This is a genomic window from Bacillus sp. AFS098217 (assembly GCF_002551815.1).
Classification (GTDB): domain Bacteria; phylum Bacillota; class Bacilli; order Bacillales; family Bacillaceae_G; genus Bacillus_A.
Genome location: NZ_NVPR01000024.1, coordinates 28,812 through 55,809, shown reverse-complemented (window position 1 = coordinate 55,809; position 26,998 = coordinate 28,812). Strand labels below are relative to the sequence as shown.

Annotated in this window: 26 protein-coding genes and 1 tRNA gene; 8 read left to right on the top strand and 19 right to left on the bottom strand. The window is 35.4% G+C overall.

The window, feature by feature from the left end:
- Positions 1–25: 25 nt before the first annotated feature.
- The 3 genes from glcD (at position 26) to COO03_RS06375 (ending at position 3,964) form a co-directional block, all read left to right on the top strand.
- A complete protein-coding gene (glcD, locus tag COO03_RS06385; RefSeq protein WP_097896071.1) occupies positions 26–1,438 on the top strand; it encodes a glycolate oxidase subunit GlcD in 1,413 nt (470 codons plus the stop codon).
- Positions 1,435–2,763: a (Fe-S)-binding protein gene (locus COO03_RS06380; RefSeq protein WP_097896069.1), complete on the top strand. Its 1,329-nt coding sequence runs from the start codon at positions 1,435–1,437 to the stop codon at positions 2,761–2,763. The genes glcD and COO03_RS06380 overlap by 4 nt, the downstream gene beginning before the upstream one ends.
- 457 nt (positions 2,764–3,220) lie before the next feature.
- Positions 3,221–3,964, top strand: coding sequence for a CAP domain-containing protein (locus COO03_RS06375; protein ID WP_097896067.1), 744 nt, complete (start codon positions 3,221–3,223; stop codon positions 3,962–3,964).
- Between the two features lie 34 nt (positions 3,965–3,998).
- Here COO03_RS06375 and COO03_RS06370 read toward each other — a convergent pair whose 3' ends face one another.
- From COO03_RS06370 to COO03_RS06320, 11 genes are all read right to left on the bottom strand, one after another.
- Positions 3,999–4,604, bottom strand: a complete 606-nt coding sequence (locus COO03_RS06370) for a DUF1648 domain-containing protein (RefSeq protein ID WP_097896065.1) — start codon at positions 4,602–4,604, stop codon at positions 3,999–4,001.
- A 91-nt stretch (positions 4,605–4,695) separates the two neighbouring features.
- Positions 4,696–5,619, bottom strand: a complete 924-nt coding sequence (locus COO03_RS06365; protein ID WP_097896064.1) for an RluA family pseudouridine synthase — start codon at positions 5,617–5,619, stop codon at positions 4,696–4,698.
- A gap of 98 nt (positions 5,620–5,717) precedes the next feature.
- Positions 5,718–6,140 (bottom strand): histidinol dehydrogenase, encoded by a 423-nt coding sequence (locus COO03_RS06360; protein WP_097896062.1) that lies wholly within the window; start codon positions 6,138–6,140, stop codon positions 5,718–5,720.
- A gap of 103 nt (positions 6,141–6,243) precedes the next feature.
- On the bottom strand, positions 6,244–8,439 hold the full coding sequence (locus COO03_RS06355; protein ID WP_097896061.1) for an MMPL family transporter: 2,196 nt from the start codon (positions 8,437–8,439) through the stop codon (positions 6,244–6,246).
- A gap of 196 nt (positions 8,440–8,635) precedes the next feature.
- Positions 8,636–9,283: a phosphatase PAP2 family protein gene (locus tag COO03_RS06350; RefSeq protein WP_097896058.1), complete on the bottom strand. Its 648-nt coding sequence runs from the start codon at positions 9,281–9,283 to the stop codon at positions 8,636–8,638.
- Positions 9,284–9,343: 60 nt separating this feature from the next.
- Positions 9,344–10,393, bottom strand: a complete 1,050-nt coding sequence (locus COO03_RS06345) for a polyamine ABC transporter substrate-binding protein (protein ID WP_097896055.1) — start codon at positions 10,391–10,393, stop codon at positions 9,344–9,346.
- Between the two features lie 41 nt (positions 10,394–10,434).
- Positions 10,435–11,235 (bottom strand): ABC transporter permease, encoded by an 801-nt coding sequence (locus COO03_RS06340; RefSeq protein ID WP_097896053.1) that lies wholly within the window; start codon positions 11,233–11,235, stop codon positions 10,435–10,437.
- 6 nt (positions 11,236–11,241) lie between these two features.
- Entirely contained in the window at positions 11,242–12,087 is an 846-nt protein-coding gene (gene potB / locus COO03_RS06335) for a spermidine/putrescine ABC transporter permease PotB (RefSeq protein WP_097896051.1), read from the bottom strand.
- A complete protein-coding gene (potA, locus tag COO03_RS06330; RefSeq protein ID WP_097896049.1) occupies positions 12,084–13,067 on the bottom strand; it encodes a spermidine/putrescine ABC transporter ATP-binding protein PotA in 984 nt (327 codons plus the stop codon). Before potA ends, potB begins: the two co-directional genes overlap by 4 nt.
- A 237-nt stretch (positions 13,068–13,304) precedes the next feature.
- A complete protein-coding gene (locus COO03_RS06325; protein WP_097896048.1) occupies positions 13,305–14,672 on the bottom strand; it encodes an aldehyde dehydrogenase in 1,368 nt (455 codons plus the stop codon).
- 364 nt (positions 14,673–15,036) lie between these two features.
- On the bottom strand, positions 15,037–17,424 hold the full coding sequence (locus tag COO03_RS06320; RefSeq protein ID WP_097896046.1) for an immune inhibitor A domain-containing protein: 2,388 nt from the start codon (positions 17,422–17,424) through the stop codon (positions 15,037–15,039).
- 361 nt (positions 17,425–17,785) lie between these two features.
- On the opposite strand from COO03_RS06320, the gene COO03_RS06315 reads away from it, so the two are divergent.
- Both COO03_RS06315 and COO03_RS06310 read left to right on the top strand, forming a co-directional pair.
- Complete coding sequence (locus tag COO03_RS06315) at positions 17,786–17,917, top strand: anti-repressor SinI family protein (RefSeq protein ID WP_097896043.1); 132 nt, start codon at positions 17,786–17,788, stop codon at positions 17,915–17,917.
- Between the two features lie 83 nt (positions 17,918–18,000).
- Positions 18,001–18,324, top strand: coding sequence for a helix-turn-helix domain-containing protein (locus COO03_RS06310; RefSeq protein ID WP_097896041.1), 324 nt, complete (start codon positions 18,001–18,003; stop codon positions 18,322–18,324).
- 90 nt (positions 18,325–18,414) lie between these two features.
- Here the strand turns inward: COO03_RS06310 and calY are convergent, their stop codons facing one another.
- The 5 genes from calY to COO03_RS06285 all read right to left on the bottom strand — a co-directional run bounded on the left by calY (position 18,415) and on the right by COO03_RS06285 (position 22,833).
- A complete protein-coding gene (gene calY, locus COO03_RS06305) occupies positions 18,415–19,008 on the bottom strand; it encodes a biofilm matrix protein CalY (RefSeq protein WP_097896039.1) in 594 nt (197 codons plus the stop codon).
- 257 nt (positions 19,009–19,265) lie between these two features.
- Positions 19,266–19,958 carry a DUF4047 domain-containing protein gene (locus COO03_RS06300; RefSeq protein WP_097896038.1) on the bottom strand — a complete coding sequence of 231 codons (693 nt, stop codon included), beginning with the start codon at positions 19,956–19,958 and terminating at the stop codon, positions 19,266–19,268.
- A gap of 199 nt (positions 19,959–20,157) precedes the next feature.
- Positions 20,158–20,733, bottom strand: coding sequence for a signal peptidase I SipW (gene sipW, locus COO03_RS06295; protein WP_097896037.1), 576 nt, complete (start codon positions 20,731–20,733; stop codon positions 20,158–20,160).
- A gap of 292 nt (positions 20,734–21,025) precedes the next feature.
- Entirely contained in the window at positions 21,026–22,312 is a 1,287-nt protein-coding gene (locus tag COO03_RS06290; RefSeq protein WP_142316240.1) for a D-alanyl-D-alanine carboxypeptidase family protein, read from the bottom strand.
- A gap of 293 nt (positions 22,313–22,605) precedes the next feature.
- Positions 22,606–22,833 carry a hypothetical protein gene (locus COO03_RS06285; RefSeq protein WP_097896033.1) on the bottom strand — a complete coding sequence of 76 codons (228 nt, stop codon included), beginning with the start codon at positions 22,831–22,833 and terminating at the stop codon, positions 22,606–22,608.
- 194 nt (positions 22,834–23,027) lie between these two features.
- Between COO03_RS06285 and COO03_RS06280 the strand changes: the two genes are divergently transcribed.
- From COO03_RS06280 to COO03_RS06265, 3 genes are all read left to right on the top strand, one after another.
- Positions 23,028–23,100: transfer RNA gene (locus COO03_RS06280), tRNA-Val, on the top strand.
- A 580-nt stretch (positions 23,101–23,680) separates the two neighbouring features.
- Complete coding sequence (locus COO03_RS06270) at positions 23,681–24,241, top strand: HAAS signaling domain-containing protein (RefSeq protein WP_097896031.1); 561 nt, start codon at positions 23,681–23,683, stop codon at positions 24,239–24,241.
- A 1-nt stretch (position 24,242) separates the two neighbouring features.
- Positions 24,243–24,842 (top strand): NDxxF motif lipoprotein, encoded by a 600-nt coding sequence (locus COO03_RS06265; RefSeq protein ID WP_097896030.1) that lies wholly within the window; start codon positions 24,243–24,245, stop codon positions 24,840–24,842.
- 332 nt (positions 24,843–25,174) lie between these two features.
- Here the strand turns inward: COO03_RS06265 and COO03_RS06260 are convergent, their stop codons facing one another.
- From COO03_RS06260 to yeiL, 3 genes are all read right to left on the bottom strand, one after another.
- Entirely contained in the window at positions 25,175–25,444 is a 270-nt protein-coding gene (locus COO03_RS06260) for a DUF1292 domain-containing protein (RefSeq protein WP_097896028.1), read from the bottom strand.
- A gap of 55 nt (positions 25,445–25,499) precedes the next feature.
- Positions 25,500–25,943, bottom strand: coding sequence for a sulfatase-like hydrolase/transferase (locus COO03_RS06255; RefSeq protein WP_230322423.1), 444 nt, complete (start codon positions 25,941–25,943; stop codon positions 25,500–25,502).
- Positions 25,944–26,255: 312 nt separating this feature from the next.
- On the bottom strand, positions 26,256–26,927 hold the full coding sequence (gene yeiL / locus COO03_RS06250) for a transcriptional regulator YeiL (protein ID WP_097896027.1): 672 nt from the start codon (positions 26,925–26,927) through the stop codon (positions 26,256–26,258).
- Between the last annotated feature and the right edge of the window lie 71 nt (positions 26,928–26,998).

The window sequence follows — 26,998 nt, the reverse complement described above, 5'->3', positions numbered from 1 at the left end:
GTTAACAGTTTGAGGGGGATTTCTAATGTTAGAACAGCGTATTATCGATTCATTCGTATCCATTGTTGGTCAAGATAATGTAGATACATCCAACATGGGGCGTTTAACGTATAGCTATGATGCAACGCCAAACTTCCAAGCGATGCCTGATGCGGTCATTGCACCACGTAATACAAATGAAGTAGCTGAAGTCTTAAAAGTATGTAACGCCCATAAAGTTCCTGTGTACGTTCGTGGTTCTGGTACCAACCTTTGTGCAGGAACATGTCCACTTGAAGGCGGAATCGTTCTTATCTTCCGCCATATGAATCATATTTTAGAAATAGATGAAGAAAATTTAACAATTACTGTGCAAGCTGGCGTAATTACACTTGATATTATTAAAGCCGCAGAGGAAAAAGGACTATTTTATCCACCAGATCCAAGCTCCATGAAAATTTCTACAATCGGTGGTAATATCAATGAAAATTCCGGTGGCTTACGCGGTTTAAAATACGGTGTAACTCGAGACTATGTTATGGGGCTTGAGATTGTCTTGCCAAATGGCGATATTATTCGTACTGGCGGTAAATTAGCCAAGGATGTAGCTGGATATGATTTAACTCGCTTATTTATTGGTTCGGAAGGTACACTTGGCGTTGTTACAGAAGCAATTTTAAAACTTGTTCCAATGCCTGAAACGAAGAAAACCATGCTCGCATTATATCAAGATATCAATGAAGCCGCTCGCGCCGTTTCTGCAATTATTGCCAATAAAATCATTCCAGCAACACTTGAATTTTTAGATCAACCAACAATTGAAGTAGTAGAGGAATTCGCACAAATTGGTTTACCTACCGATGTTAAAGCCATTCTTTTAATTGAACAAGATGGTTCACCTGAAGTTGTAAACCGTGACATTGAGAAAATGGCTGATGTTTGTCGCTCCATGCATGCTGTTGATGTTCGCATCGCTAAAGACGAAACTGAAGCAGATGCACTTCGTACAGCACGCCGTAGTGCACTCTCTGCATTAGCAAGACTGAAACCTACAACAATATTGGAAGACGCAACCGTACCACGTTCTAAAATTGCTCCAATGGTTGAGGCGATTAATGCTATTGCAAAGAAATATGATATTTCCATTTGTACATTTGGTCATGCTGGTGACGGAAACTTACATCCAACTTGTATGACAGATGCTCGTAATAAAGAAGAAATGCACCGTGCTGAACAAGCCTTTGCAGAGATTTTCCAAAAAGCAATTGAACTTGGTGGTACAATTACAGGCGAACATGGCGTTGGTGCCATGAAGGCTCCTTATTTAGAATTGAAATTAGGTAAAGAGGGCATCGCTGCTATGCAAGGAATTAAGCAAGCTTTCGACCCACATAACATTATGAATCCTGGAAAAATGTTTGCCAAAGATTCTCGTAAAAGAGTGGTGGTTGAACGATGACAACATTACATACAGAACAGATTCAAAAAGAATTTAAAGAGCGTCTTAGTGAAGACGAATTATTAAACTGTATGCGATGTGGTTTTTGCTTACCAACTTGTCCTACCTATATTCAATCTGGATATAAAGAGTCACACTCCCCGCGAGGTCGCATCGCCTTAATGAAGGGAGTCGTAGATGGTTTAATTGAACCTGATAAAGATGTTGAAAATACATTAAATGTTTGTCTTGGCTGCCGCGCTTGTGAACCTGTTTGTCCATCCGGAGTAAACTACGGGCATTTATTAGAAGAAGCGCGTGATATTATGAATCAAAATAAGAAATTTTCTATGCCAGTCAAAACTGTTCGTAAGGTTGTATTTGAAGGTCTATTCCCTCATCAAAATCGCATGCGAACATTAACAGGACTAATTGGGTTTTATCAGCGCTCTGGTTTACAAACATTCACACATAAAACAGGTATAATGAAGTTATTCCCAGAAACACTTGCAACAATGGACCTTGTCTTACCAAAAGTACCAAAAATGAAAGACATGAAGAAACGCCCAGAATTTTTACCAGCTGAAACAACCAAGAAAAAACAAGTTGCTTTCTTTACGGGGTGTTTGATGGATACAATATTTTTAGAAACAAATAACGCCACAATGAAACTCCTTCAGCTTGCTGGCTGTGATATTGTCATCCCGAAAGAACAAAGCTGCTGCGGGGCTCTGCATGGTCATGCTGGTGAAAAAGGCGGGGCAAAAGAACTTGCCAAACGAAATATCCAAGCCTTTGAAGATCTAAAAATTGATTATATTATTACAAATGCTGGTGGTTGCGGAGCATATCTCGTAGATTATGATCACTTATTAAAAGATGATCCCGAATGGGCTGAGCGTGCAAAACAGTTTGTTGCAAAAATAAAAGATATTACAGCTATTTTAGTAGAATTAGACTTCCATAAACGAACTGATTTACGTCTTCCACCGCAAATTATTACGTATCAAGATTCTTGTCATTTGCGCAATGTGATGCGGACATCTTCTCAGCCACGTATGCTACTGCAAGCAATTCAAGGTGTAACATATCGCGAAATGAAAGAAGCAGATCGTTGCTGTGGCTCTGCTGGTATTTATAATATTGTTCATTCAGAATTATCTATGGAATTCTTGGATTATAAAATGGAACGTGTGCATGAAACAGATGCCACAACAATTGTTACTGCCAATCCAGGTTGCTTACTACAAATGAAACTTGGCATTGAGCGTGAACATCTTTCTCATAAAATGAGAGGCATTCATATTGTAGATCTATTATTAGAAGCAATTGAACATCACTCTTAATATATGTAACAATGCGAAAACGGCTATCTCTTTCTTCTATGTAAAGAGATAGCCGCTTTTTTATCCGCTACAAGATTAAAAATATGTTACTATCTCATAAAAAAGAACAACAAAAACATTACAGCTTTGTAAAAAAACACCCATTATATTCCTCAAAAAAACATAGAAACCCTTGATATAATAGGTTCCTCAATTTCTGAAAAAGGTAATTCTAACCAAAAAATCTCCTTTATAAGCAAAGTGAAAAATGCTGAAAATTCCTCTTATAATCTAGTTTTCTCCCATTTCATCTCTTATTTTAATATAGGATAAAATAGGAAATTTTATAGTCTATGAATTTTTTTCCATCTTTTTTTCGGCCTTTTGTATGCTACGATGAATTTGTCAGCCGGACAGGCTATCAAAAATTAGTCTGTTTGAAAGCAGTTCAAAACTTTTATATAGGGGGACACACATCATGAAAAAACGTGGTCTATTATCTGTCGCAGCAGTAGCGGCACTTACACTAGGAGTATCATCTCTTGATGCACAAGCTGCAACAGTTCAGCCATCTGCAATTAAAGTTCAAAATATTCAGCAATCTAAAGTTGTTATGAAGCATATGAATCAACAAGAATTGCAAGCATACTTACAATCTATGGGAATTCAATCTCTATCACAATGGAAGCAAGTACAATTCCAACCAAATTGCTCTATTCCTAACGAACCAACTGCACCTACTACACCAGAAACTACTACACCGGAAACTACTACACCGGAAACTACGCAGCCTGTAGAACAAAAACCAGCTGAAAATAAACCAGCTGAAGACAAAAAAGGTTCTTTAAGTGAATTTGAACAACGCGTTGTTGAATTAACAAATGCTGAGCGTGCAAAACAAGGCTTACCAGCATTACAAGTTGATGCTGAACTAAGCAAAGTAGCACGTACTAAATCTGAAGATATGCAAAAAAATCACTACTTCGATCATAACAGCCCAACATATGGTTCTCCATTTGATATGATGAAGAAGTTTGGTATTTCTTATAAAGCTGCAGGCGAAAACATTGCACAAGGTCAACGTACACCAGAAGAAGTTGTACAAGCTTGGATGAATAGTGAAGGCCACCGTGCAAACATTTTAAATAAAAGCTTCACTCACATCGGTGTCGGCTATGTAGAAAATGGAAACTACTGGACACAACAATTTATTACGAAGTAAATAGAAAAGGAGTCTTCTTAACGGAAGGCTCCTTTTATGTTTCATAGTTTTCTAGTATATATGAGTACAAAATGCAAAACATAAAAGAAATGGATCCACAACAAATAACACTAACCAATAAGTAAAATCCCCATTCAAGCTTCAAAAATAACGAAATCAATATGATACACGCCATACTTTGAAAAATACGTTGACTAAACAAACGTATTTTCTGTAATTTTATCGGTTCTTCCTCTTTTTTACCACTCTTTTTAAATCCCTTACTAATCATAAACAGGAACACACTAATTCCTATTGTGAGGCCCATTTGAAATGGGATAACGATTCCTAGACTAATGAAAAGAACGAGCATATGGATAAACACCAAAAATAAAGTCACATTCTTTTTAAATCTCATTACAACAAAATAATCATCCCTGTTAAACTTATATACATATTGTGAAATCATATGCATCAAGCCATGAAAAAAAATGATGAGACAAGGAATAAATACTGCAACAACTTGCTTCCTTGCAAATTCATTTGGCTCACCGTGCTGGTTCCAGTGTACCGCTATATGATTCGGCAAGTACGGGTAGAGAAATAAAGTAAATAGAAGGCAAGCAAAAAATATCCCCATCATATATTTATATCTTACCAAATGATTTTCACCTCTCTTTTCTATTTACGGCTTCGATTCTTACAAAAAAATTTCCTGCAAAAAATATTTTTCTCAACCAAAAAGCCAAACCTTACTTGTTTGACTTTTGGAAAGACTGCATAATTTTGTTTATGTGTGCAGGGAATGGAACTTCTACTGTAATCTCTTCTTTTGTAATCGGATGTAAAAAAGCAATTCGCATAGCATGTAATGCTTGATGAGACATATATATTACTTGGCCCCCATATAATACATCACCAAGTAACGGATGCCCGCTATAACTCATATGAACGCGAATTTGATGGGTCCTTCCTGTCTCTAATTGTAATGTTACAAGCGTCACATCTTGGTTCTTAAAATATTTCTCTACCTTATAATGCGTTACAGCATGATCACCTTTTAAAGAAACTCGGCGCCTTGTTGCATGATGTCGATCTCTTCCAATCGCTGCATCAATTGTTCCTTGTCTCTTTTTCACTTTTCCTTCAACCAGTGCCATATATGTTCTTTTGATTTTGCGTTCCATCAATAATTGATCCATAATAGCTCCAGCTAATCTATGTTTCGCAAATACGACACCGCCCGTCGTATCTTTGTCTAACCGATGGATATGACGAACTTTCGTTTCTAAACCTTGCATTTGGAAATGAAAAGCGACCAGATTCGCAAGGGTTCCTGTCCCTTTTTTTTCAGAGGGATGTGTATCCATTTGCGCTGGCTTATTAACGATTAACACGTGGTCGTCTTCAAATATCACGTCTAAATCACCAAATTCCGGCTCGACACCATATTCTTCTTGAATAAACATATGAACTTGCAACTTGTCCCCTTCTTCTAAACGTTCATTCCATCGCTTCTGCTCACCATTCACAACAACTCCTTTTTCCATGCGAAGTTGATGCAACAATTTTTTAGGCACACCCCACTCTTCTTTTAGTAAGGACTCAATACTCATACCATTCCATTTAGTAGGAACCGTAATTTCGCACCATTCTCCCTTTTTCTTCGTTTCCATACCTTATCACCTTATTTCTATTGATTCTCCTATTGTAACGGAAAATACATTATGATGCACCGTCTAAACAAAAGACAGCCTATATAATAGACTGTCCACTAGGCGCGTAGCCTCCTCATCTCTTGCAATACTTCTTCTGCTTTCTGTTCATACGATAAATCCTTAAAGAAATCTGCTAACCGTTTATAGTCGTTATATGCATCTAATAAATCATCCATTGTGTCTATCTTAGCAGTTTTTGATTTTGATTTTGATTTCACTTTAACTGGATATCGATAGCCAGACACCTCATGAATTTTATAATACTCTTCATCTACTTGGATCACTTTCACAAGTTCTTCTTCTTCCGCATCAATTGTATACCCATCAAATTCTCTCAATAACTCATAAATAATATGAGTCCATTCATCTTTTGGATAAAACCCTTTTTCTAACCTATAGCCGACAATGCGATACATGTGCCCATCATTTTCTGCAAACTGTACAGTATCATTTAACTTAAATTTAAAATAACGAAACATTGTCTTCACCCGCTTTTATATGTATTGTTCTTATCACATACTATTTGCAATATGAGGGGCATGCTATTCATAAAAAAACACCCATCTATAAGATGAGTGTTCTTCAGTCTAATGATTTTTCTTTTTTCTTGCGAAATGGCAGCCACCAATTCCAATCTCCAAACATTTTCATTAAACTTGGTACAAGCATAAGTCGAATGATTGTTGCGTCAAGAAAAATAGCAAGTGCTACACCAAGTCCCATTTGTTTTACTGGTAAAATGTCAGTGAATGCAAATGCACCAGTAACAACAATCATAATTAAAGCAGCTGATGTAATAATACGACTTGTTGATACAAGCCCTTCTAATGTTGCCGTATCGTTGTCTTTCGTTTCTTCATATAATTCATGGATACGCGAAATAAGGAACACTTCGTAATCCATACTTAAGCCAAATACGAGACCAAAAATAAAGATTGGTAGCACGAATAAAACTGAACTTTCTTCCAATCCAAAATGCCCGCCTTCAAATAACCAAATAACAATACCAATTGTCGCACTTAAGCTAAGTATATTCATAACAATCGCCTTAATAGGAATGAGTATAGATCGAAAAGCGAATAATAAAATAAAGAAAGTGGAGCCGAATATGACAGACATACCAATTACAACTTTATCTTTTATTTCATCCTCTAACTCTTGCTGGAATGTTGTCATACCACCTAGATAATATGTAATGCCATCTTCCTTATAGTTCTCTTTAAAATCACGGACCCATTGCTTCGCGGTTTCAGTCCGCGGCTTCGTATCCAAGAAAATTTGAAGAGTTGTCTTATTTCCTTTTGTATATGCTTCAAATACAGGCGCTATTTGTGCTCCTTGAGGTGATTGTAATAATGCAGCAACTTGTTCAGCTGTCATTCCATTTAGCTCATCATACAAACTCTTTACTTTGTACACATGCTTATCTTTTTTCAGCTTCTGAATCACATCTTCTATCTTTTGTAAACTTTCTTTTTCAGTTACTTTCTGCTTCGTCTCCAGTACTACGGTCACATCAGCATGTGTTTTCACAATTTTATTAAATGCCTCTTCATATCTTTCATACGCGATTCGTGTATCGCTTTTCTCTGGCAATGCTTCTACACCAGGAAATTGAAGATTAGCCGTACGAAGTGGTAACAAACAAATGAGAATAAACATTGTAACAACGATAATCATCATGATAGGGTGCTTCATTACAAACTGGGCAAACTTCCTCCATATACTTGATGTTCGAGGAGGCATTTGATTTTTTTTCAATAACCGTTTTCCAATTAAGGATAGCAATGCTGGAAGAAGTGTAAGCGAAAATAAAATACTCATTACAACAACAATCATTCCGCCGATTGCAACAGATTGAATATAATCTATTTCAAAGAAAAACAAACCGGATAAACCAACAAATACACATAACCCTGAAAAGATAATGGCACGTCCCGCTGTTTGATATGTAACAGCTATCGCTTCCTTAACCGTCCTGTGCGCCACTTCCTCGCGAAAACGATTCACAAATAACAGCGCAAAATCAATTGATAATGCAAGTCCAATCATCGGTGCAACATTTAAAACAAAAATAGATAACTCTTTATCTACACCGATAAAATATAAAATTCCCATCGTACTAATGACACTAAGTGCCCCATTTAAAATCGGTAAGATGGATGCAAGCAAACTCCCAAATGAAAAAAGTAATACAAGAAATGCAATTGGTAATCCAATCATTTCTGCTACTTTCAAATCATTCTGTGTTCGTTCATTAATTTCCTGATTAATCTTTGGATATCCTGTTGGTGTTACTGTCAAAATATCGTTACTTTCCTTCTTGATTTCTTCAGCAAACCGTAATGTCTTTTCACTTCGTTCTTTATTTGTTTTCCCGGAAAATAAGATTGTCGCATAACCAATATCATCTTGTAACATTTCTTTATTTTCTAACGGATGATGAAAAGAGTCATATGATTCTTCTGCTTGAATTTTATTAATAATTTCTTCTATTCGTTTCTGAAAGGTCTCTGTCGAAATTCCTTTATGCTTTTGAAAAACAAGAAAAAGTGTATCTTGAGACTGCTTAAAATCTTTATCCAAAATTGCTTTTGTCGTTAAATAGTCTCCTTTTGTTTGAAAACCATCACCACCTAATACACCAGGAAGTTTCGGCGCAAAACTACCAAGCACAATAGCTAATACAACTAATACTGCTATCACTGTATAGCGAAATTGATAAAGAAAAGCTCCTACTTTCCCCCACTTGTCCACTTTATGTACATTTGTCTTCACACATTTTCACCTACTTTATGTAATTCGTGAATCCACTTATATTTTAGCACATCTATATTATATAAAGCTTCACGAGCAGCTTATCTACTCCCTAATTTCTTTACTTTTTCTAAGCTTTGAGGTGAAGGTAACAATTTATATCATATACAAAAAAGCATCTAAAAAAACCGTTCATTCCGGTCTTTTCAGACGCTTTTTATCTCTCTTGATTCATTGCAAATCTCTCTGAAAATAAACGATGAAAATAAATTGCAAGAATTAACAAAATGCCACCTAAGCAATAACCCGCTAAAACATCAGTTGGATAATGAACAGATAGAATAACCCTGCTTAATCCAATCCCTATAATAAACAATGCCATAATAATCGTAATCATATACTTTCCAGCTTTATTTTTTAAATTTGCGGCAATGATATAAGCAAGGAATCCATATGTAATCATTGATAACATTGCATGTCCACTTGGAAAGCTATACCCAAGTGCATCAAGCGCCTCATTCAAATTCGGGCGATTTCTTTTCACGATTTCTTTGATTCCTTTATTCACAATATGCGTTGTTAAGATAGCAAGCGGGTAAATAAACATCGCTACATAATAACGTTTCTTCCAGAAGACAAGCAAACTTAGGATAAGTATACTAGTAATACCAATCGCAGATCCCATTTTTGTAAAATATGAGAAAAATAAAAGAGAGCTCTCCGTTTGTAATCCTCTTACAAGCTCTTGTACATATTTATCAACCCTTATTACACCACCGGCTTGTACTCTCCACGCAATGATGCCGAATACAACAAATAATAAAGTCATACAAACCAGCTCATATCGATGTAATTTTTGCTTCAATCCTTTTCCCCCTATGTATAAAAAAATGCGATTTCTATTCAGAAACCGCATTTTTATTACTTATTTTCCTTTTGTTTTTAACTCTGTCCAGTAACGGTCGTATTCTTTTAATTTATCGTCTACATCAACAAGCCATTCTGTACGATTTAATTCATCTTGCGATAAGAAAATCATATGATTATCACGGTAAGCTTTACTGTGAAGATCCCAAGCTTTTTCATTTGGGTTACTATATCCAATGGATTCATAGTTTTTCACACTTACCTTTTCATCCATTAAATAGTTCATAAATTTCTCTGCAAGCTCTTTATGTTTCGCACCCTTTGGAATCGCTAATGTATCAGCCCAAATTGTACCGCCTTCTTTTGGAACAACATATCCTATATCTTTATTCTCTTTTGCAATGTACGCTGCATCCCCAGACCATACTGTTCCAATCCATGCATCCTCTGTAATAAATTTTTGTTTAATATTATCTGTATCAAATGCAAGTAAATTTGGAAGTAACTTATTTAAATCCGTAGCTGCTGTCTTTAACTGTGCATCATCTTTCGTACTATTTGAGAATCCATTCTTCTTAAGGGCCATGCCTAATACTTCACGAGAATCGTTTAATAAAGTAACATGTCCTTTATATTTGTCATTCCATAAGTCATTCCAGCTTGTTGGAGCTTCTTTTACATGCTTTTTATTGTAAGCAATTCCTGTTACACCCCAAGTATATACAAGAGAATATTTATTCTCTGGATCAAATGGAGGTGTTTTAAAATTAGACACAAGATTCTTTACGTTTGGAATGTTTTTCTTGTCTAACGGTTCTAATAAGTTCATTTTCGCCATTGTTTGAACCATGTAATCAGACGGTTGAATTAAATCATATTTAGCTCCGCCAGCTTGTAATTTTGCAAGCATTTCTTCGTTACTTGCATATTTATCATAGTTAACTTTCACGTTATATTTCTTTTCAAAATCCTTTATTACGCCCTCATCAAAGTTATCAGCCCAGCTATAAATATTTAACTCTTCTTTCTTTTCTCCACAGCCCGCAAGTACGCCTGCAACAAGGCCGAAGCCAATTGCTGCACCAGCTATCGTTTTCACTAATTTCATTAATTCATTACCTCCTCGTTCTTTGTAGTTTCTTCCTTCTCTTATAAAGGAAGAGGTCCTCCGGAGTTTTCTTCACCATCTGCCCCTTTATTGCGGAATACTTCCGATAGAATCATCAATCCAACAATAACAACAATTAATATTGTAGAAAGTGCATTAATTTCAGGTGTTACCCCACGTTTCACCATACTGTAAATATATAATGGCAATGTCGTTGATCCTGGTCCAGACACGAAGAAACTAATCACAAAGTCATCGATTGATAATGTGAATGTTAATAATGCCGCTGAAATAACTCCAGGTGCAATTCCCGGAAGCGTGACGTAACGAAACGTTTGCCATGGGGTTGCTCCTAAATCACTCGCCGCTTCTTCTAAATCACGTCCCATACCAGAAAGACGCGCTGCTAAAATAACAACAACAAATGAAATACTAAATGTAATATGTGCAATAATAATTGTGACTTTTCCAAGCTCTATCCCAATTTGACTAAATAAAATGAGTAACGATAATCCCATTAAAATATCAGGGATTAGAATTGGTAAATACACAAGACCATTAATTGCCCCTTCAAAACGATATTTATAACGATGCAACGCAACAGCACAAATCACACCAAGAACTGTCGTCACAATTGTCGTTACAATCGCAATTGTAATACTATTTATAAATGCATCAATCACATCTTGTTTTTGAAATAAATCTGTATACCAATGGAGTGTAAATCCTTCCCACTCTGCGTTAATACGAGAATCATTAAAAGAATATACCATTAGAACCATCATTGGAAAATACAAGAACAATAAAATTAACCAAGAATAAGAAACTAAAAACTTCTTCATCTTTGCCTATTCCCCTCCGTTTCCATATTTATATACTTTCGTCGCACGATAATATAAGTAAATTAACAGAACAGAGAACAGAACAACAATCATTGATAATGCGGATCCAAATGGCCAGTCACGCGCACCCAAGAATTGGTTTTGAATAACGTTTCCGATCAATGCTACTTTCGATCCACCCATAACATCTGATACAACAAACATTCCAATAGATGAAACGAATACTAGAATCGAACCAGTAGCAACCCCTGACATTGTCATTGGCAATGTTACATTCCAAAATGCCTTCATTGGTGTTGCTCCTAAGTCATATGCTGCTTCTAACTTACGTTTATCAAGCTGCTCAATTGCTGCATACACTGGTAAAATCATAAATGGCAGTAAAGAATATACCATTCCTAATATTACAGATGGTGTATTATATAATAAATTTAATGGTTCAGTAATAATGCCCAACTTTAGCAGTAATGTATTTACAAGACCTTGTGAACGTAAAATGACAATCCATGCATATGAGCGCACAAGAAAGTTAATCCAAAACGGAATTGTTGCTAACAATAAAAGAATAGACCGATATTTACGATCAACAATTGTAATTGTATACGCAAATGGATAACCAATAAGTAAACAAATCACTGTTGTAATAACTGCAATTTTCACTGTTTCCCATAATGTATTCATATACAACGGATCAAACACGCGCGATATATTATCTAATGTAAAGTGCATTTCCACTGTTCCGTATTCTCCGCGCTGTAAGAACGCAAATGCTAATACGAATACAAGCGGAATTAAAAAGAAGATTAGCAGCCATGCAACCGTAGGTAATGCAAGTAGTTTCCCTTTTTTCAATTTAAGGTCACCTCATCTTCTTGCTCCCAGCCTACGTATACATTATCTCCGATACTCCACTGCGCTGCTTTTTCAGCAGTTTGATATGCCATTAATAGTTCAGATGTTTTTTCATCACGTACATAAAGCTTTTCCATATTTCCAACAAACTCAATATCTTCAATATGCCCAAGATGGTATTCTTTTAGAATTGGTTGCTCAACCGAACGCACTTTTACATTTTCAGGGCGAACTGCTACATAGTTTTCCCCATTTTTTATAATATTATTTTCACCAATGAAAGTCGCAACAAACAATGTTTTTGGCTCTTTATAAATTTCCTTTGGCGTTCCAATTTGTTCAATATGGCCTTGATTCATAACAACAATACGATCACTCATACTCATTGCTTCTTCTTGATCGTGCGTTACATAGATAAACGTAATTCCTAAATTACGCTGTAAATTTTTTAATTCGCGCTGTAAATCTTTTCTTAACTTAAAGTCAAGCGCTCCAAGTGGTTCATCCAGTAATAGCACACGTGGATTATTGACAATTGCTCGTGCAATTGCAACACGCTGCTGTTGTCCACCAGAAAGCTTTGATGGTTTACGATTGCGGAATTCAAGTAGCTGCGTTAAACGCATTGCTTCTTCAGCACGCTCTTTTTGTTCTGCCGCCGATACTTTTTGCATCTTCATACCAAAACAAATATTTTTCTCAACATTCATATGTGGAAATAACGCATAGTGCTGGAACACTAGGTTCATATGACGCTTATATGGTGGTAAATCATTGATTCTTTCTTCATCAAGTAAAATGTTACCTTTTGTAGGAGTTTCGAAACCTGCAATCATACGAAGTAACGTTGTTTTCCCACAACCACTTGGTCCAAGAATCGTTAAAAATTCTCCTTCTTTAATATCTAAAGAAAGAGGTGGAATAATCACTTGATCTCCAAAATGTTTTTCTATCGCTTCAACTTTAATAATCTTTTTCATTTTCCCGTCCTATCTACCTCAAATTTTTAATTTTTATATTCATGAATAAATATTAATTTTCTATAGATTATTTTTTGTTTCGATCCAAACAAAAATGATTGTTTAACAGTGTTCTATTCTATTCTCTATGTAGTATGTTTGATTCATTTTCGCACGATACATATGTCGAACAGAAAAACCCCTTCAGGTAAGAAGGGGTTTTTATCATACGGCTACGCCTACTGATAAACACCATCATCATTTTAACAACTTTCGTATAAATTTTAAAGCACTTTTTGTAGAAGAATAACGAATTTTCATATCCAATACCGTGGATTGGGACAAAATACTCTTATAATGGGAAAATGTGCGAAAACTTTGTTCACCGTGATAGCTCCCTAATCCGCTACTTCCAACGCCGCCAAAAGGTAAATATGGTGTCGCAAGATGATACACGACATCATTGATACACCCTCCGCCATATGAAATATTACTTGTAACTTGTTTTTGAATCTCTTTATTGTCTGAAAAGACATATAGAGCGAGCGGTTTCGGATTCTGCTGAATGACTGCAATAACATCCTCTATTTTTTCATACTCCATAATTGGCAAAATCGGACCAAATATTTCATCTTCCATAATAGAATGCTGCCATGTAATATTTGTTAAAATGGTCGGTTCAATGTGCAATGTTTCTTCATTATAATTCCCACCAATTTCCACACTACCATCTTGTAAGAACGAACATAATCTTTCAAAATGACGCTTGCTAACCATTCGCACATAATTTTCGTTTTGTAGCGGGTTTTCCCCATATTGATGCGCAATTTCATTTCGTAACGCTTCAATAAGCTGTTCCTTTATAGACGAATGAACGTATATATAATCCGGCGCAACACATGTTTGCCCTGCATTCAAAAACTTCCCCCAAACAATACGCCTTGCTGCTACATCTAACTTTGTATCTTTATGTACAATACAAGGACTTTTCCCGCCAAGTTCTAACGTAAGTGGGGTCAATTTTTTTGCTGCTGCTTCCATAACAATCTTTCCAACTCCAACACTACCCGTAAAGAAAATATAATCAAACGGCTCGTTTAACAGCACCGTACTCTCTTCCACACCACCTTCAACAACCGCAACAAGTTCTACCGGAAATAACTCTCGTAACATGTTGGCAAGAAGTTTCGAGACATTAGGTGTTAATTCAGACGGCTTTAAAACAACTGTATTTCCAGCGGCTATTGCTCCTACGAGCGGCGCAATTGCCAATTGGAATGGATAATTCCAAGGAGCTAAAATAAGCGTAACACCATAAGGCTCTGGAACGATTTTTCCTTTCGAGCCAAAATGTGTAAGAGCCGTTCGAACACGCTGCGGTTTACTCCATGAAGAAAGATGTTTGATTTGAAAGGAAATCTCCTTTAATACATACCCAATTTCTGTTGTAAATGATTCATGATTCGATTTATTTAAATCTAATTTTAGCGCTTGAAAAATCTCATTCTCAAAGCGTCTAATTCCTTCATATAGTTTCTGTAACTGTTGCTTCCTTACCTTTATATCTCTTGTGTGACCTTGATAAAAATATGTTTTTTGTTCGTTTACAATAGAAGTAATGTTCATCCATTCACCCGCTTTCTATATTTATATAAATCCATTTTAATTTTTCGACCTCTACATCCTTGCTATGCAGAATAAAAAGTAACCTACACTCGTTTGCTCTTTCTGTTTTTACTTCGCATGTGGCAGAAAAAGGCCTGACCCCTTCTATGCATGAATAGGTGCTCTCTCCCACCTAAAAAGAGCGGTTTTATGTCGGTTTTTTAATTGATGTATATATACTACTACTTCATTTTATATAAAATTTCTATGATAGAAATATTCCTATACTTAAAGTTTAATTATATATGAGTTTTCACTCCATGTGTACTTCATTTGCTCATCAAAAAAGCTGTTGAAAGAAAATCTTTCAACAGCCTCTTCAACATTAGCGATATAAACGAATAGCACCTGCAGAATTATCATCCGCTTGACCTACTACTTCAAATTTCAGACCAAGCTTCGGTACGATACGTCCTGCATCTGGAATTTGTTTGTTAATATATGCTTTAGAATCATCAAACTTCGTTACCCCTGGTAATCCGTCGTATACAAACGTACCACGAGTTGGAGATACAACTTTCCAAGCTGGGGTTTGATCAAACGAGAACGCTGCATCAGCAATTTGATAACGTGTACTATTTTTAAATGTCGGTTTCCCATTCAAAGTACCTGCAATCGCTTCTGGATGAGAATCAACTACACCAAGGAATCCGTTCCCTGGATGGATTCCAACCCAGTTATCTGTATAACTTGAATCTGCATACCATACAACCATACCTGTGTTATATACTGGACCGCGAGCAAATTTTAATGCTTCATCCGCACCAGCGTAGTTTCTCCACTCTAAATAGTAGTTGTTCTTTTTCTTTTCCATTCCATTAGATACAACGAAACCATCTAATTTGAATTGTGGTGTACCTTCTGCATCATCGGAGAATACAACATTACCATCTACTGTTAGCGTTGCATTATCAAGAGCAAAACCATTTAATGCTAAGCCGCCATCCGTAATATATTCAAATACAAGTTTCACTTTCTTACCTTTGAATTGACTTAAATCATAGGACTTATCAATCCATTTTCCATTTGTTGTATCAGCATTTTTATTATTTGCTTTCTCACCAAGTTTATCAATTAACGTTTTTGTACCATCTTCTGTAACAGCATGTACTTCAAGGAAATCATACCCTGCTTCAATTTCATAAAGTGATTTGAAATTTAATTTTGCATTCGTTGCATTTGTTAAATCAAATACAGGCGTTTCTAACGTTGTATGAAGATTATCACCTTTTGTACTGTAATAGTACTTCTTGCCGAATGCAGGCTCGATTCCCTTTACCTCTTTATCTGGTAAGTTTACACGAATCATACCTGGTCGTTCCGATTTCGTAACACTTTGATCTAAATATGTCGCGTAACCGATTCCTCTGTTTAATTTATCATAATCTACTTCTACAATATTCGCCCAGTTTCCACCAATTATTTTTTGGAAAAACTCTTTGTTTTGTGGAGAAAAGCTTGTTGGCGTTGTTCCAGCAATTTTACCAGCCCAGCTACCACCACTCATAATAGACCAAGCCTCAATTGGCTCACCTGAACCAGTATACTGTGTATCATATTCATCTGGAAGACCTAAGTCATGACCATATTCATGAGCGAATACACCAACTGCTCCATCTTCTGGCTCAATTGTGTAGTCAAATGCCGCCATCTTCCCGCCCCAATACGGCACTTTTGCTTTTGTACCATCGATTTGGAAAGGTTGTGGTCCAATCGTCCAGCGGTGTGACCAAATTGCGTCGTCTCCTAATTTACCGCCACCAGCTTCTTGTCCAACACCAGCATGAATAACCATTAAATGGTCGATTAAGCCGTCAGGTTGATTTTGATTTCCATCTCCATTCACATCATATTGATCGAATTGATCAAATTCTGATAAATCGATCCCACTATCCACTGCTGCTTTTAATGCATCTTTAATTAAATCACGAGGTCCTAATGGCCCTTTATTATCATGACCGCTTCCAGCATCTGCGCCATAATCAGCTGCCTTGCCTGGAACTGTTAACCATTTTGTAACCGTTCCATCTACTGTATAACTACCGCCAGATTGTTCTTCATAATATTTCTTAAATGTTTCAATTTTGCTTCCATCATCTAATGTAAATGGTTCATCACCAAATAACATTTTTTGATAATGTTCCTGATTAAAATCATTGGAATACATATAACCAGGCTCTTTATCGATATTGTTATGTTTAAAGTCAGCATATTCTACAAGTAAAACAAGTACTTTATCCTTACGAACTGGACCATTGTATTCTTTTTGCTTCGCAGGAGTAGTGGGTACTTTACCATTTAAAGCACCTTTAGTTGGAGCTGTTCCTGCGCCATTACCATTTGCCTGCTGCTCTAGCTTTTCTTTCGTGTCTGCTTTTGCATCGTTTACCTTCTTCAGAAAGTCAGACGCTTCTTTTGTCACTTGATCCCCTGTTCGTTCTTCTTTTCCAGGCTTGTCACCTTTCTTTTTCTCTACATACTTTTCAACAGCTTTCTTTGTTTCCTCATTGGAAGCTGTTGATTGAATTACCCCACGCTTCTTAAGTGCTTCTGCTAAACGTTCTTCTGGAATTAAGTGATCATCAATTGGACTTGTAGCTGTTGTTTTTGCAGGCGTTTCTGCATAAACAGGCGCACTCCCAAACCCAAATGAGCAACCAAGAACAGCTGCTACAGCAAGTGTTGATAACACTTTAAATGGTTTCTTTTTCATCTCCCTAGTTCCTCCCCTAATAAAATATGTACTGTACTTTGAATTTTATTAAACATTCAGTATGTTTTCAATATTCAGTCATATTATGTAATCTTTTTAACATTTTTGTAAAAATTACTTTTTTCGTATAAGAATATATCGTAATTCATTAATGTTTTCTGAAAATATTGATAAATCTCACGAAACCTTTTATAATTTTTTTATGAGAGAACTCAGCGGGGACTTTATCTTTGGTTTTTATATGTAAAATATTGGCTTTATTGACATATTTTTAAATTGATTGTCGAATTTGTCATGAAAATGTTAAAACATCGATTATTTTGCAACACCGATTACGACCGATAATTAGGGAGGAATACACTTGTACGAAGATAAGACGGACTCACTAGATCAAGAATGGATTGATTTAATACTTGAGGCTCTTGATGCTGGAATTACGATTCAAGACATTGAACACTTTTTCGAGCGTATGAAGCAGCCTACTCGGACTTAACAGCATTGTTCTTTTTAACGAAGTTTGTGTTATAATAATAAACATCATAAGCCGACTACATACTTACAGAAAGGTGCGCAAATATGATTGGAGAACGTATAAAACGCCTTCGTTTACAAAGAGGGATTTCTTTAACAGAACTTGCTGAAAAAGCTGGTGTTGCAAAGTCTTACATTAGTTCCATTGAGCGTAATTTGCAAAAAAACCCTTCCATTCAATTTCTCGAAAAAATCGCAACGGTTCTGCAAATACCTGTTGACACACTCCTTCATGACGAAACAACATCGGAAAACCAATTAGATTCAGAATGGACACATCTCGTCAAAGAAGCAATGAACTCTGGTGTCTCAAAAGAGCAATTCCGTGAATTTCTTGAGTTTACAAAATGGAAAAAAAATCAAAAATAATACATATCAAAAAGGGGACATACTGGGGACACCCCTTTTTTTCTTTACAAAAAAGCGGGAATTCCCGCTTTTTTGTGTTTTATTTCTTGATTATTTCTCTTCGCCATCTGTTTGGTTTGCATTGAAAGTCCATTCTAAGTTTAATTTATCGCCTTGGAATTTATTTTGATCTTGCTTGTTATCAACAAATTCAAATTGTACCCATAGGTAATCCTCTGTTCCAGCTTCTAAACCACCTTTTTCACCCCACTCTGGAGCAAAGATATCTTTTGCTAAAAGATCTGGATCAGCCTTTTGTAAAGCTGCTAATGTTGTTTCATATACAGGCTCACTTTGTTTATCCCAGTTCCAAATAAATTTTACTTTAATGTGCTCACCGAAATCTTCCCCAGCATTATCGCCTTTTGCATCTGTAACCGTATATTTCGTCGCTAATTTAACATCTTTAATCGCTAATGTCCCAGTGTTCTTTAATAAGAACTCTTTCTTAACAGAATCCCCTGGTTTAAGGTCTTTCACATCTACAATTGTTTTAGGATCCAAAGTAAGATCTAATGTACCTGCTGCAAACGTATTGTTGGATACTTCTTTGTCACTAAAGTAAGCGAACGTCCCTCCGCCGATTAAAGATAATCCTAATGCTGCTGATGCAACTCCCATACCTAATTTTTTCTTTACACTCACTTTAAACTCCCCCTAGCTTTTTTTATTATCTCTTTAGACCATTAAGAAATATATGAATAGAGCGCCTTGCATTTCCCCATCCACTACACATACAATCTCCCTAATTCCTTTCTGTTCTTTAAAAAGTTACCTTATATTCATTATAAAGAACTAGATAATCCAAATACAACTATAAAAAGTCATTATTTTTTTGTCTCAACATTATACTGAATATTCTAAAAATAATTATATATACTTTTCTAGTAAACATTTATTTTCTAATTCTGTATGACAGAAGAATCCGTTTCTTGTACACGTTTCCCCTCTTCTACGTCACGAGATTGCTTAGATTCTTCTACAGGTTCTTTACCATTTGTAGGTACCTCCTGGTGCTTCTCTATTTCTTTGGCTTGTTCATTTAATTTGTGTACTTTTTCATCATTTATTTGTTTTTGAAGCGCTTGAATCTGTTCATCGATTGTTTGTATACTTGCAGATTTATCTACATTCTCACAAATTGTATGGATAAAGTTAACATCAGCTTGTATGGATTGAAGTTGTTGATTTGATTCCCCATTGTTCTTCTTTTCATCTTCAGTTAATTGATTATAGTAGCTTTCCATTTCTCCATATATGTTTTGCAACGCCTCACGCTCAGAAACGATCTTTTCACGTTGCTGTTTCCATAAAACAAGTCTTTTTTCAAGTACTTCTAGAGAATGAGCTTCTAACTCCTTTTTCATTCCTTCATATTCTTGCAAGATAGACTGTTCATGCTGCTTTGCCTCTTCCTTTAATAAATGTATTGTTTTTGGAAACACAGGTGCTGCTGAAATAGCACCTTGAACTTTTTGTTCTGTCACAAAAGCAGCTTCTGTATGAGTGACGACTTGAGAGCCCATATAAAAAGCGATTGAACACATACAGGGCAATATGAGTACTGTTTTTATTCCCTTTAAATTTTTGGACATTCTATCATCTCCTATTACATATACGCTATATTCTTTTTAAAGAACCTTTATATTCATTATAATGAAATTATATTTAAATGAAAACAGCCTTTTCCTCCAGCGCATCCTGTTTGGCATCCTAACAGAAAAAAGCTATCAATTTGATAGCTCTTCTCTCCTTTATTTGCCCTCATAATAACCTACTCATTATGGCTTTACTTCATACAGATTGTCCTACATCTGCTGATTTATTTTTCTTATCACCATCTATACTACGAATTGCACTAAAAATAGTAATCGCTGAATAACCAAGTAAGAATAGACCTGGGATAATTAAAAGTAAAGCCGCTCCTGCTTTAGAGTTTGCATAATTTAATAAATAACCTACATAAGGAACTGTGATATCTTGATATTTTCCTATTACATTCTCTGCTAAAACCGGTTTCAAATCTGGTCCATTGTTATTGTCACCTTTTGTTTCATACATGACTTTCCCATTCACATTTTTCACATCAATAATGCGGTGAGTCACAATTTTCGTCTCATTTTCTTTAAATGTAATGACATCCCCTTTTTGATATTTAGAGCCATCTTTCGTTGGTTCAATCGCAATAACGGATCCTGTTAAAAATGTCGGTTCCATTGAACCAGATAGTACCGTTTTAAACTGATATCCCATTATAGTTGGATCCCCACCACTTGCTTTAGACGAAATCACAACAAATGCTAAGAAAACCATTAACGCAAATAAAACAAATGAAATGAAGTTACTAATAATCTTCCAAACTAGTTTCATCGATATCTCCTCCTATATATAGCAATTAAAAAACTGACATAAAACCCCTCTTTTTAAGTGGGAGAGAGCATCTGACCATGCATAGAAGCGGTCAGNNGAGCAAACGAGTGTAGGTTACTTTGTATTCTGCACAGCAGAGATTTAGATGTTGAAAAATTAAAATGGATTTATATATTTATGATATATATGCATGTAAAATAGAATACTTCACAACGTTCTCAAAAAAGAACTTAAAATAATACTATAATGAACAATTTAAAAACGCAATAAAAAAATAGGCAATCATCGTTGCCTATTTTTCTTCTGAAACCGCATTCTTTTTAGCCTTTCTTATCATATATATACCAAACAATATAAGAACAATGATTCCGGCTCCAATTCCCGCTATCATTTTAAAGGAGTATGTTGGTCCGGCTGGCTTTATAGTCTCTTTCGGCATTGCGAACGCAACATCTTCTTTTGCAAGAACATTAATACTTGCAATTGTTTGATTATTCTTTGTAACATCAACTGTTCCGACTACTTCACCGCGATGAATCCCCTTGTGATACAATACTTCTTTATCAGCAGGAGCTGACCGAAAAACTGTTTTCACATTCTTTCCTTCATCCTTCTTTAACATAAGCTCTGCACTTCGTTCCAGTTCGCAATCTATATCTTTGTCTAAATATGTCGTTCTTTCATGCCAATTATTCTTATCTAATACCGTTTGTTTCGTAAATTGTGAAAAAGAATAATCAGTCATCTGCCGCATATCTTCATAAATTTCCGGCTTTCGTGAGGCCATTACTACATTTATAATTCGATTGCCATCTTTCTCATTTAATAATACAAGCGTATTCCGTGCTTCATTTGTAAAACCTGTTTTCCCACCAATACAATATGGATTTTCAAAATAAGTCGCTTTATTAAAAATAGAAACTGTTTGTCTAGATGTTGTAACCGTTGTTCGCTTTGTATTCATTGCTTGCAAAATTTCAGGGTATTGTTGAACCCCTCTCGTAATCATTGCCATATCATATGCCGTTGTATAATGATTCGGATCATGCAAACCATTTGGAGTTACAAAGTGACTATCTGTTGCCCCTAACTGCTTTGCTTTCTCATTCATCATCTTTGCAAAGTTTTCTATATTTCCTCCAATGTGCTCACCAATCGCATATGCGACATCATTCGCACTTAGTACCATTAAAATCATTAGTGCTGTATCACGATTCACCGTCTCCCCAACTTGAAATTCAAGCTGATAATTACTCTTTTCCTGGTCTAACGCCAATTGCGAGAACGAAAATTGCTCGTCAGGCTTCGCATGTTCCATTAACAAAATCGCCGTCAAAACTTTTGTCATACTAGCCGGAAATGCATGCTGATGTGCATTTTTGTCGTACAATACATCCCCTGTTTTTGCATCAATCGAAACCGCGAACTGTCCAAACACATTTGGCCCTGGTCCAGGTGCTGGTGCTGGTGTTGGCGTCGGCGCCGTTTCAGTACCAGTTTCAGCATACAACGTCATAGGTGTTAAAAAAAACAAACAAACCGCCAGCATAAAAACCATAATTTTCTTACAATTTACCATATGACTCTCCCTTTTCACTTTTCTTTTACAACATATATATGAATTCGAACACCCTAACATTTGATTGGGACTTAAATGGAAAAACAATCACCATTTTTCACTATATCACACTTTTACAATAAAGTGAAACCTCCATCAATGGTATTTTCTTCCCCCCCACTGATGGAATGCCTCACAAATTAGGTTTTTACGAGCAGTTACTTCTTTTCTTTCGCTGAGTTTTGAGGCGGAGTCTTACTGCCCGCAAATAGCAGGATAAAGGAAATCATCATACGCATAAAAATAAGAAGGACTCACTCTTTCTTATCCTTCTCATCACGCAATAAATCTATTAAATGATTCCCAGCTTCCTCTTCTGTAATCTCATCTGTCATCCCCATAAATGACCACCCTTTAGAATCTATCCATTCAATTAACTCCTCCAAAAACTCGTCATGTGACACATCCACATCAAGAATCGCACCACGAATTGAAATCGTTCTATTTCTAGGGACACGCATTTTGAAAGATTTTCTTACCATTATATATGTACTCCTTTTACTCACGAATATTTGATAAAACTATTTTCTAGTTCTGTTATACCTTATTTCCATAGGATTGTAAAAAGTATCTGCTATTAAATAACAAAAACTAAATGTTCTGAAATTTTATACTTTTCTATTGATTTTATCCTTCTACTCCTTTAAAATTAAATATACATTCTTTTACATATCATGATCCCGTAGCTCAGCAGGGAGAGCGCCACCTTGACAGGGTGGAGGTCGCTGGTTCGAGGCCAGTCGGGATCATATGAGAAACCCCTTGCGCTGCAAGGGGGTTTCTTTATGGATTCCTAACCCATTTAACTATAAATTTATATAATACATATTAAAATATTATTATATCTTAATATAAATTCATTTTATTCCTTCTTTAAGATGGTTATAGCACTCATCAATTCGTGGTATCAATAACATCATAGTACCTTGCAATATTTACCAGTTAATGGTATATTTTAAAATAATTTGATATCCATTAAGTGGAATTATTATATTAAAGGTGATGAGAGGTCCTATGAACATACAATTTAAAAAAGGCGTGTGAACTAATAGCTTTAGCAATACTAATTGAGAGTGATCAATATGGTTATTCATTGGCTAAACGTATTTCTAATTAAGATAGAAAGATCTGAAGGTTCTCTCCATCCTCTACTAAGAAGATTCGTTAATAATGGCTGTCTTTTAACTTATTTTCAATAATATCCCAAATATCCTGTGAGAAAATATTATTCTATAACCGAAAAAGGAGGAGAAAGGTTGCACTGTTTACTAAATGAACGGATAGAATTCTCAGATATGATTAATCATTTCATAAAGGAAAGTGATTTTAATGAACAAAAATGAATTTTTAAAACAACTTAGCTCTTCCTTAGAAAATATACCGAATTCAGAAAAAAAAGATATTATCTCAGAATATGAAACTCATTTTATCAGTGGTAAACAGGATGGGAAATCTGAAGAAGAAATTTCTAAAAATCTAGGAAACCCTAAAACTATCGCTAAAGAACTTAATGTTACATATGCTATAAGCAATGCTGATAATAAACGAAGCCTCAAAAATATTATAATAGCAATATTTTCTGTTATGAGCTTAAGTTTTGTGAACTTTATATTTATCATTATTGCCTTCTTCTTGTTACTCTTGTTATTACCAATTCTCCTAACGCTCATAATTGCTACTCCATTACTATTAATTTCACCTATCCTATTAATAGTAGTAGGATTTATCAAAGGATTTCATCAAATCCATTTTTCAGATGTTTATAGTGTATGTGTAGCTTCTCTCGTTGGTTTAGCAATTGCTGTAATATCTTACCAGGCACTAAAACATTTATACTCACTTTTAGTAAAGTATTTAAAATGGAATTTAGCCATTTTAAAAGGAGATTAAAATGAAAAAATATACTTTATATCTATTCATGTCGCTCACTATTGTATTTATATCTGCTTGCTCACACAATACACAATCTAATGAAGCAAACGATGTACAATCTATTAAAGTTGTTACTATTAAAATTCCAGAAAATGTATTTATCTCTCAAAAAAAGAATGAAAATATTAATGAAAATGAAATGAAACAAAGTATAAAAAATTATTTAGATTATAGTGGGGAGTTATCTGAAAACATCGTTCCGCTTTCTTCAACAACTTCTGATGAGAATTTTACTGAATCCGATCGAGAAAAATTACAAAAACTAATAGATTTAGCGAAACAAAATGATATGAATTTCCATGATTTTATTAGTAATAATAATATACCTGAGGATTATAAAAAACCTTCAAAGGAAATCTATGAATATATTTCATCTACTACGGCACTTTTATTAGAACTAGAACAGGAAATAGATAAACTCACGGAAAATGGTAACTTGTTAAAAACAGATTTTTCTTTTTCAAAGCATTTCACTAAAGTTAATGGAAGGAAGCAAAAAGAAATCGAAAAGTTTTTGAATGAAAAAAATATTAAAACTACATATTTCAATCAACAATGATATATCCCCTTCAAAATAGTCACTAAAAAAGGTCTACTTTGAAGGGGATTTTTTGTGGAAGGACTATAAATGGTGAAAGTCGCTAGTTCAAACCTAGTCTGGATCATAAAATACGGTAAAATAGCATTGGAAGCTATTTTCATACGATGATTTACTCGTTAATTTAGCCAACATGGTTGCTGATTCAAACTATGCAAAAGAATTCAATGAGATATTTAATAACCATCAATATTACTTCCCCTTTATTTACAATCAATCATTAGAAATGTTTTCCAACCCTATATACAAAAAGAGAGGGCATATATTTATCCCCCTCTTCTGTCTAATCAATATTAATCTTGCTCATCCATCATTTTCTCAAACGCAGCAGACACTTTTTCAAACTCCTTGTCACTCTCAATGTATGACAATTCATCATCTTCTTCTACTCTTAAAAAGAAAATGTCAATGTCTTCATCTGTTTCCTTTTGAAGGTCCTCTACAAAGCCAACAGCAATGTATTCTGCTCCTTCGACATTCATCGTTCCCAGCACTTCAACTTCCTGCTCCTGATCGTTCTCATCGTTAATGGTAAAAATTTCGCCTACTTCAATTCCTGCCATATTCATACATCTCCTTTCATACTCTAAAAAATAGAGCGTTTAAATCGTATACCTACTAACATATTCTCCCATAAAAAATGAAATTAATCCTCAAAAAACAACAAATTCTTGCTGCCTCATGACCAGGAACGAGATGCCACTTTCCAACCATATATGTAGCCATCCCATTCGACTTCAAAATTTCAGCCAAAGTGGCAGCAGCATCTGAAATTCTCCCTCGTTTATTCGGGTATTGAGGTCCCAAGTCTATTTCAGTTATGAACCCCACTCCCACAGAATGGCAGTTACGGCCTGTTAAAAGACAAGCGCGAGTAGGAGAACATAAAGGAGTTACATTAAAGTGATTGTACCGCAGACCGTTTTCCGCTAACGAATCAATATTAGGCGTTTCAATCTCTGAACCAAAGCAACCTAAAGCCGAATAACCTACATCATCTAAAACAATATATATTACATTGAGAGCAGATTTTCCGCCGGAACTTTCAAGCCTTGTCCTCATCCCCATTACCACCTATCCTTTCATAGTACAAGGTTTGTAAACAATGGATCTCGTATATATTAAGTAATTTATTAAGGGGATGATTTTATAATGAGTACCTACTAAAAAAAGAAGCTGTTTTCACACGCCGATTCCTTCGACTATCCTTTTTTATTCTTATAATCATCGTGGACTTTTAAATATATCCTCGTTAAACCTTATTTATGATACGGTTCACCGTGATTAATCTAAGTGAGGTTCATTAAATTAAGGTTTTTATCGGAGTAAACGTCTATTCTTCTATTTTGGTATACCACTATTTCTGAATCGCAGTTAGTTATTCCTCAACATCTCAGCAAGTTCATATAGCTGGTTATGCTGCTGAATGCGATAGTGACGTCCTTCCTTTTGCAAATACCCTTTGTCGCAAAATTGTGCAAGCACATGCAATAAATGCCGATAGGAGACGCCTAAAAAATCACAAACAGTTACGTGTTTCTCCTTATAGACCTCTTCATCCGAGGTTTGCAAAATAAAATCCGCAAGCCGGTTTTCAAGCGGGAAGGCGAGACTATACGAATATTTTGCAGCCATTTGTGTTGCTTTTATACTTAAAAACTTGGTTAATTCACGTAGGAATTTTGCATCTTCCATCAATTGTGCGCGACAGCGATGAAAAGGAAGCGCAAAGCAAATGGTCTTAGTGGAGGTTTGGATCCCTTTTGTATAGTACACCTCATTTAATAATTCCATTTCCCCAATATACTCATTCGCATTGATAAAATTAATTAAGGAAACTTTCCCATTTTGATGCGTTACATAAATTTTTGCTTTTCCTTCAATGACATAAAATAAGAAATCCGGTCTCATGCCTTCTTGAATAATCCATTCATCGCGTTTATATTCATGCACTTCTATAAACTCTTCAATCGGAAAAGAAAATAAATGCGCAATGGAGTACTCATTCAAATATCTTTTCCTTTTCTCATTTTTATAAATTTCCATAATCCACCTCAAAAATGTGAGATATCTCATATTATTGTACGTATCTCCATGTTATCATGCAAACAATGAGG

What these genes read in the sequence shown, in the direction of transcription:
- COO03_RS06300 (WP_097896038.1), bottom strand. Translation starts at nt 19,958, where the DNA reads ATGTCCAAAAATTTAAAGGGAATAAAAACAGTACTCATATTGCCCTGT.
- COO03_RS06290 (WP_142316240.1), bottom strand. Translation starts at nt 22,312, where the DNA reads ATGGTAAATTGTAAGAAAATTATGGTTTTTATGCTGGCGGTTTGTTTG.
- COO03_RS06345 (WP_097896055.1), bottom strand. Translation starts at nt 10,393, where the DNA reads ATGAAATTAGTGAAAACGATAGCTGGTGCAGCAATTGGCTTCGGCCTT.
- potA (WP_097896049.1), bottom strand. Translation starts at nt 13,067, where the DNA reads ATGAAAAAGATTATTAAAGTTGAAGCGATAGAAAAACATTTTGGAGAT.
- COO03_RS06260 (WP_097896028.1), bottom strand. Translation starts at nt 25,444, where the DNA reads ATGGCAGGAATTGAAGTAGGCGAAATTTTTACCATTAACGATGAGAAC.
- COO03_RS06340 (WP_097896053.1), bottom strand. Translation starts at nt 11,235, where the DNA reads ATGAAGAAGTTTTTAGTTTCTTATTCTTGGTTAATTTTATTGTTCTTG.
- COO03_RS06380 (WP_097896069.1), top strand. Translation starts at nt 1,435, where the DNA reads ATGACAACATTACATACAGAACAGATTCAAAAAGAATTTAAAGAGCGT.
- COO03_RS06325 (WP_097896048.1), bottom strand. Translation starts at nt 14,672, where the DNA reads ATGAACATTACTTCTATTGTAAACGAACAAAAAACATATTTTTATCAA.
- yeiL (WP_097896027.1), bottom strand. Translation starts at nt 26,927, where the DNA reads ATGGAAATTTATAAAAATGAGAAAAGGAAAAGATATTTGAATGAGTAC.
- COO03_RS06375 (WP_097896067.1), top strand. Translation starts at nt 3,221, where the DNA reads ATGAAAAAACGTGGTCTATTATCTGTCGCAGCAGTAGCGGCACTTACA.
- COO03_RS06255 (WP_230322423.1), bottom strand. Translation starts at nt 25,943, where the DNA reads ATGAGGACAAGGCTTGAAAGTTCCGGCGGAAAATCTGCTCTCAATGTA.
- COO03_RS06270 (WP_097896031.1), top strand. Translation starts at nt 23,681, where the DNA reads ATGAACAAAAATGAATTTTTAAAACAACTTAGCTCTTCCTTAGAAAAT.
- COO03_RS06285 (WP_097896033.1), bottom strand. Translation starts at nt 22,833, where the DNA reads ATGGTAAGAAAATCTTTCAAAATGCGTGTCCCTAGAAATAGAACGATT.
- COO03_RS06365 (WP_097896064.1), bottom strand. Translation starts at nt 5,619, where the DNA reads ATGGAAACGAAGAAAAAGGGAGAATGGTGCGAAATTACGGTTCCTACT.
- COO03_RS06265 (WP_097896030.1), top strand. Translation starts at nt 24,243, where the DNA reads ATGAAAAAATATACTTTATATCTATTCATGTCGCTCACTATTGTATTT.
- sipW (WP_097896037.1), bottom strand. Translation starts at nt 20,733, where the DNA reads ATGAAACTAGTTTGGAAGATTATTAGTAACTTCATTTCATTTGTTTTA.
- COO03_RS06320 (WP_097896046.1), bottom strand. Translation starts at nt 17,424, where the DNA reads ATGAAAAAGAAACCATTTAAAGTGTTATCAACACTTGCTGTAGCAGCT.
- COO03_RS06310 (WP_097896041.1), top strand. Translation starts at nt 18,001, where the DNA reads ATGATTGGAGAACGTATAAAACGCCTTCGTTTACAAAGAGGGATTTCT.
- glcD (WP_097896071.1), top strand. Translation starts at nt 26, where the DNA reads ATGTTAGAACAGCGTATTATCGATTCATTCGTATCCATTGTTGGTCAA.
- COO03_RS06360 (WP_097896062.1), bottom strand. Translation starts at nt 6,140, where the DNA reads ATGTTTCGTTATTTTAAATTTAAGTTAAATGATACTGTACAGTTTGCA.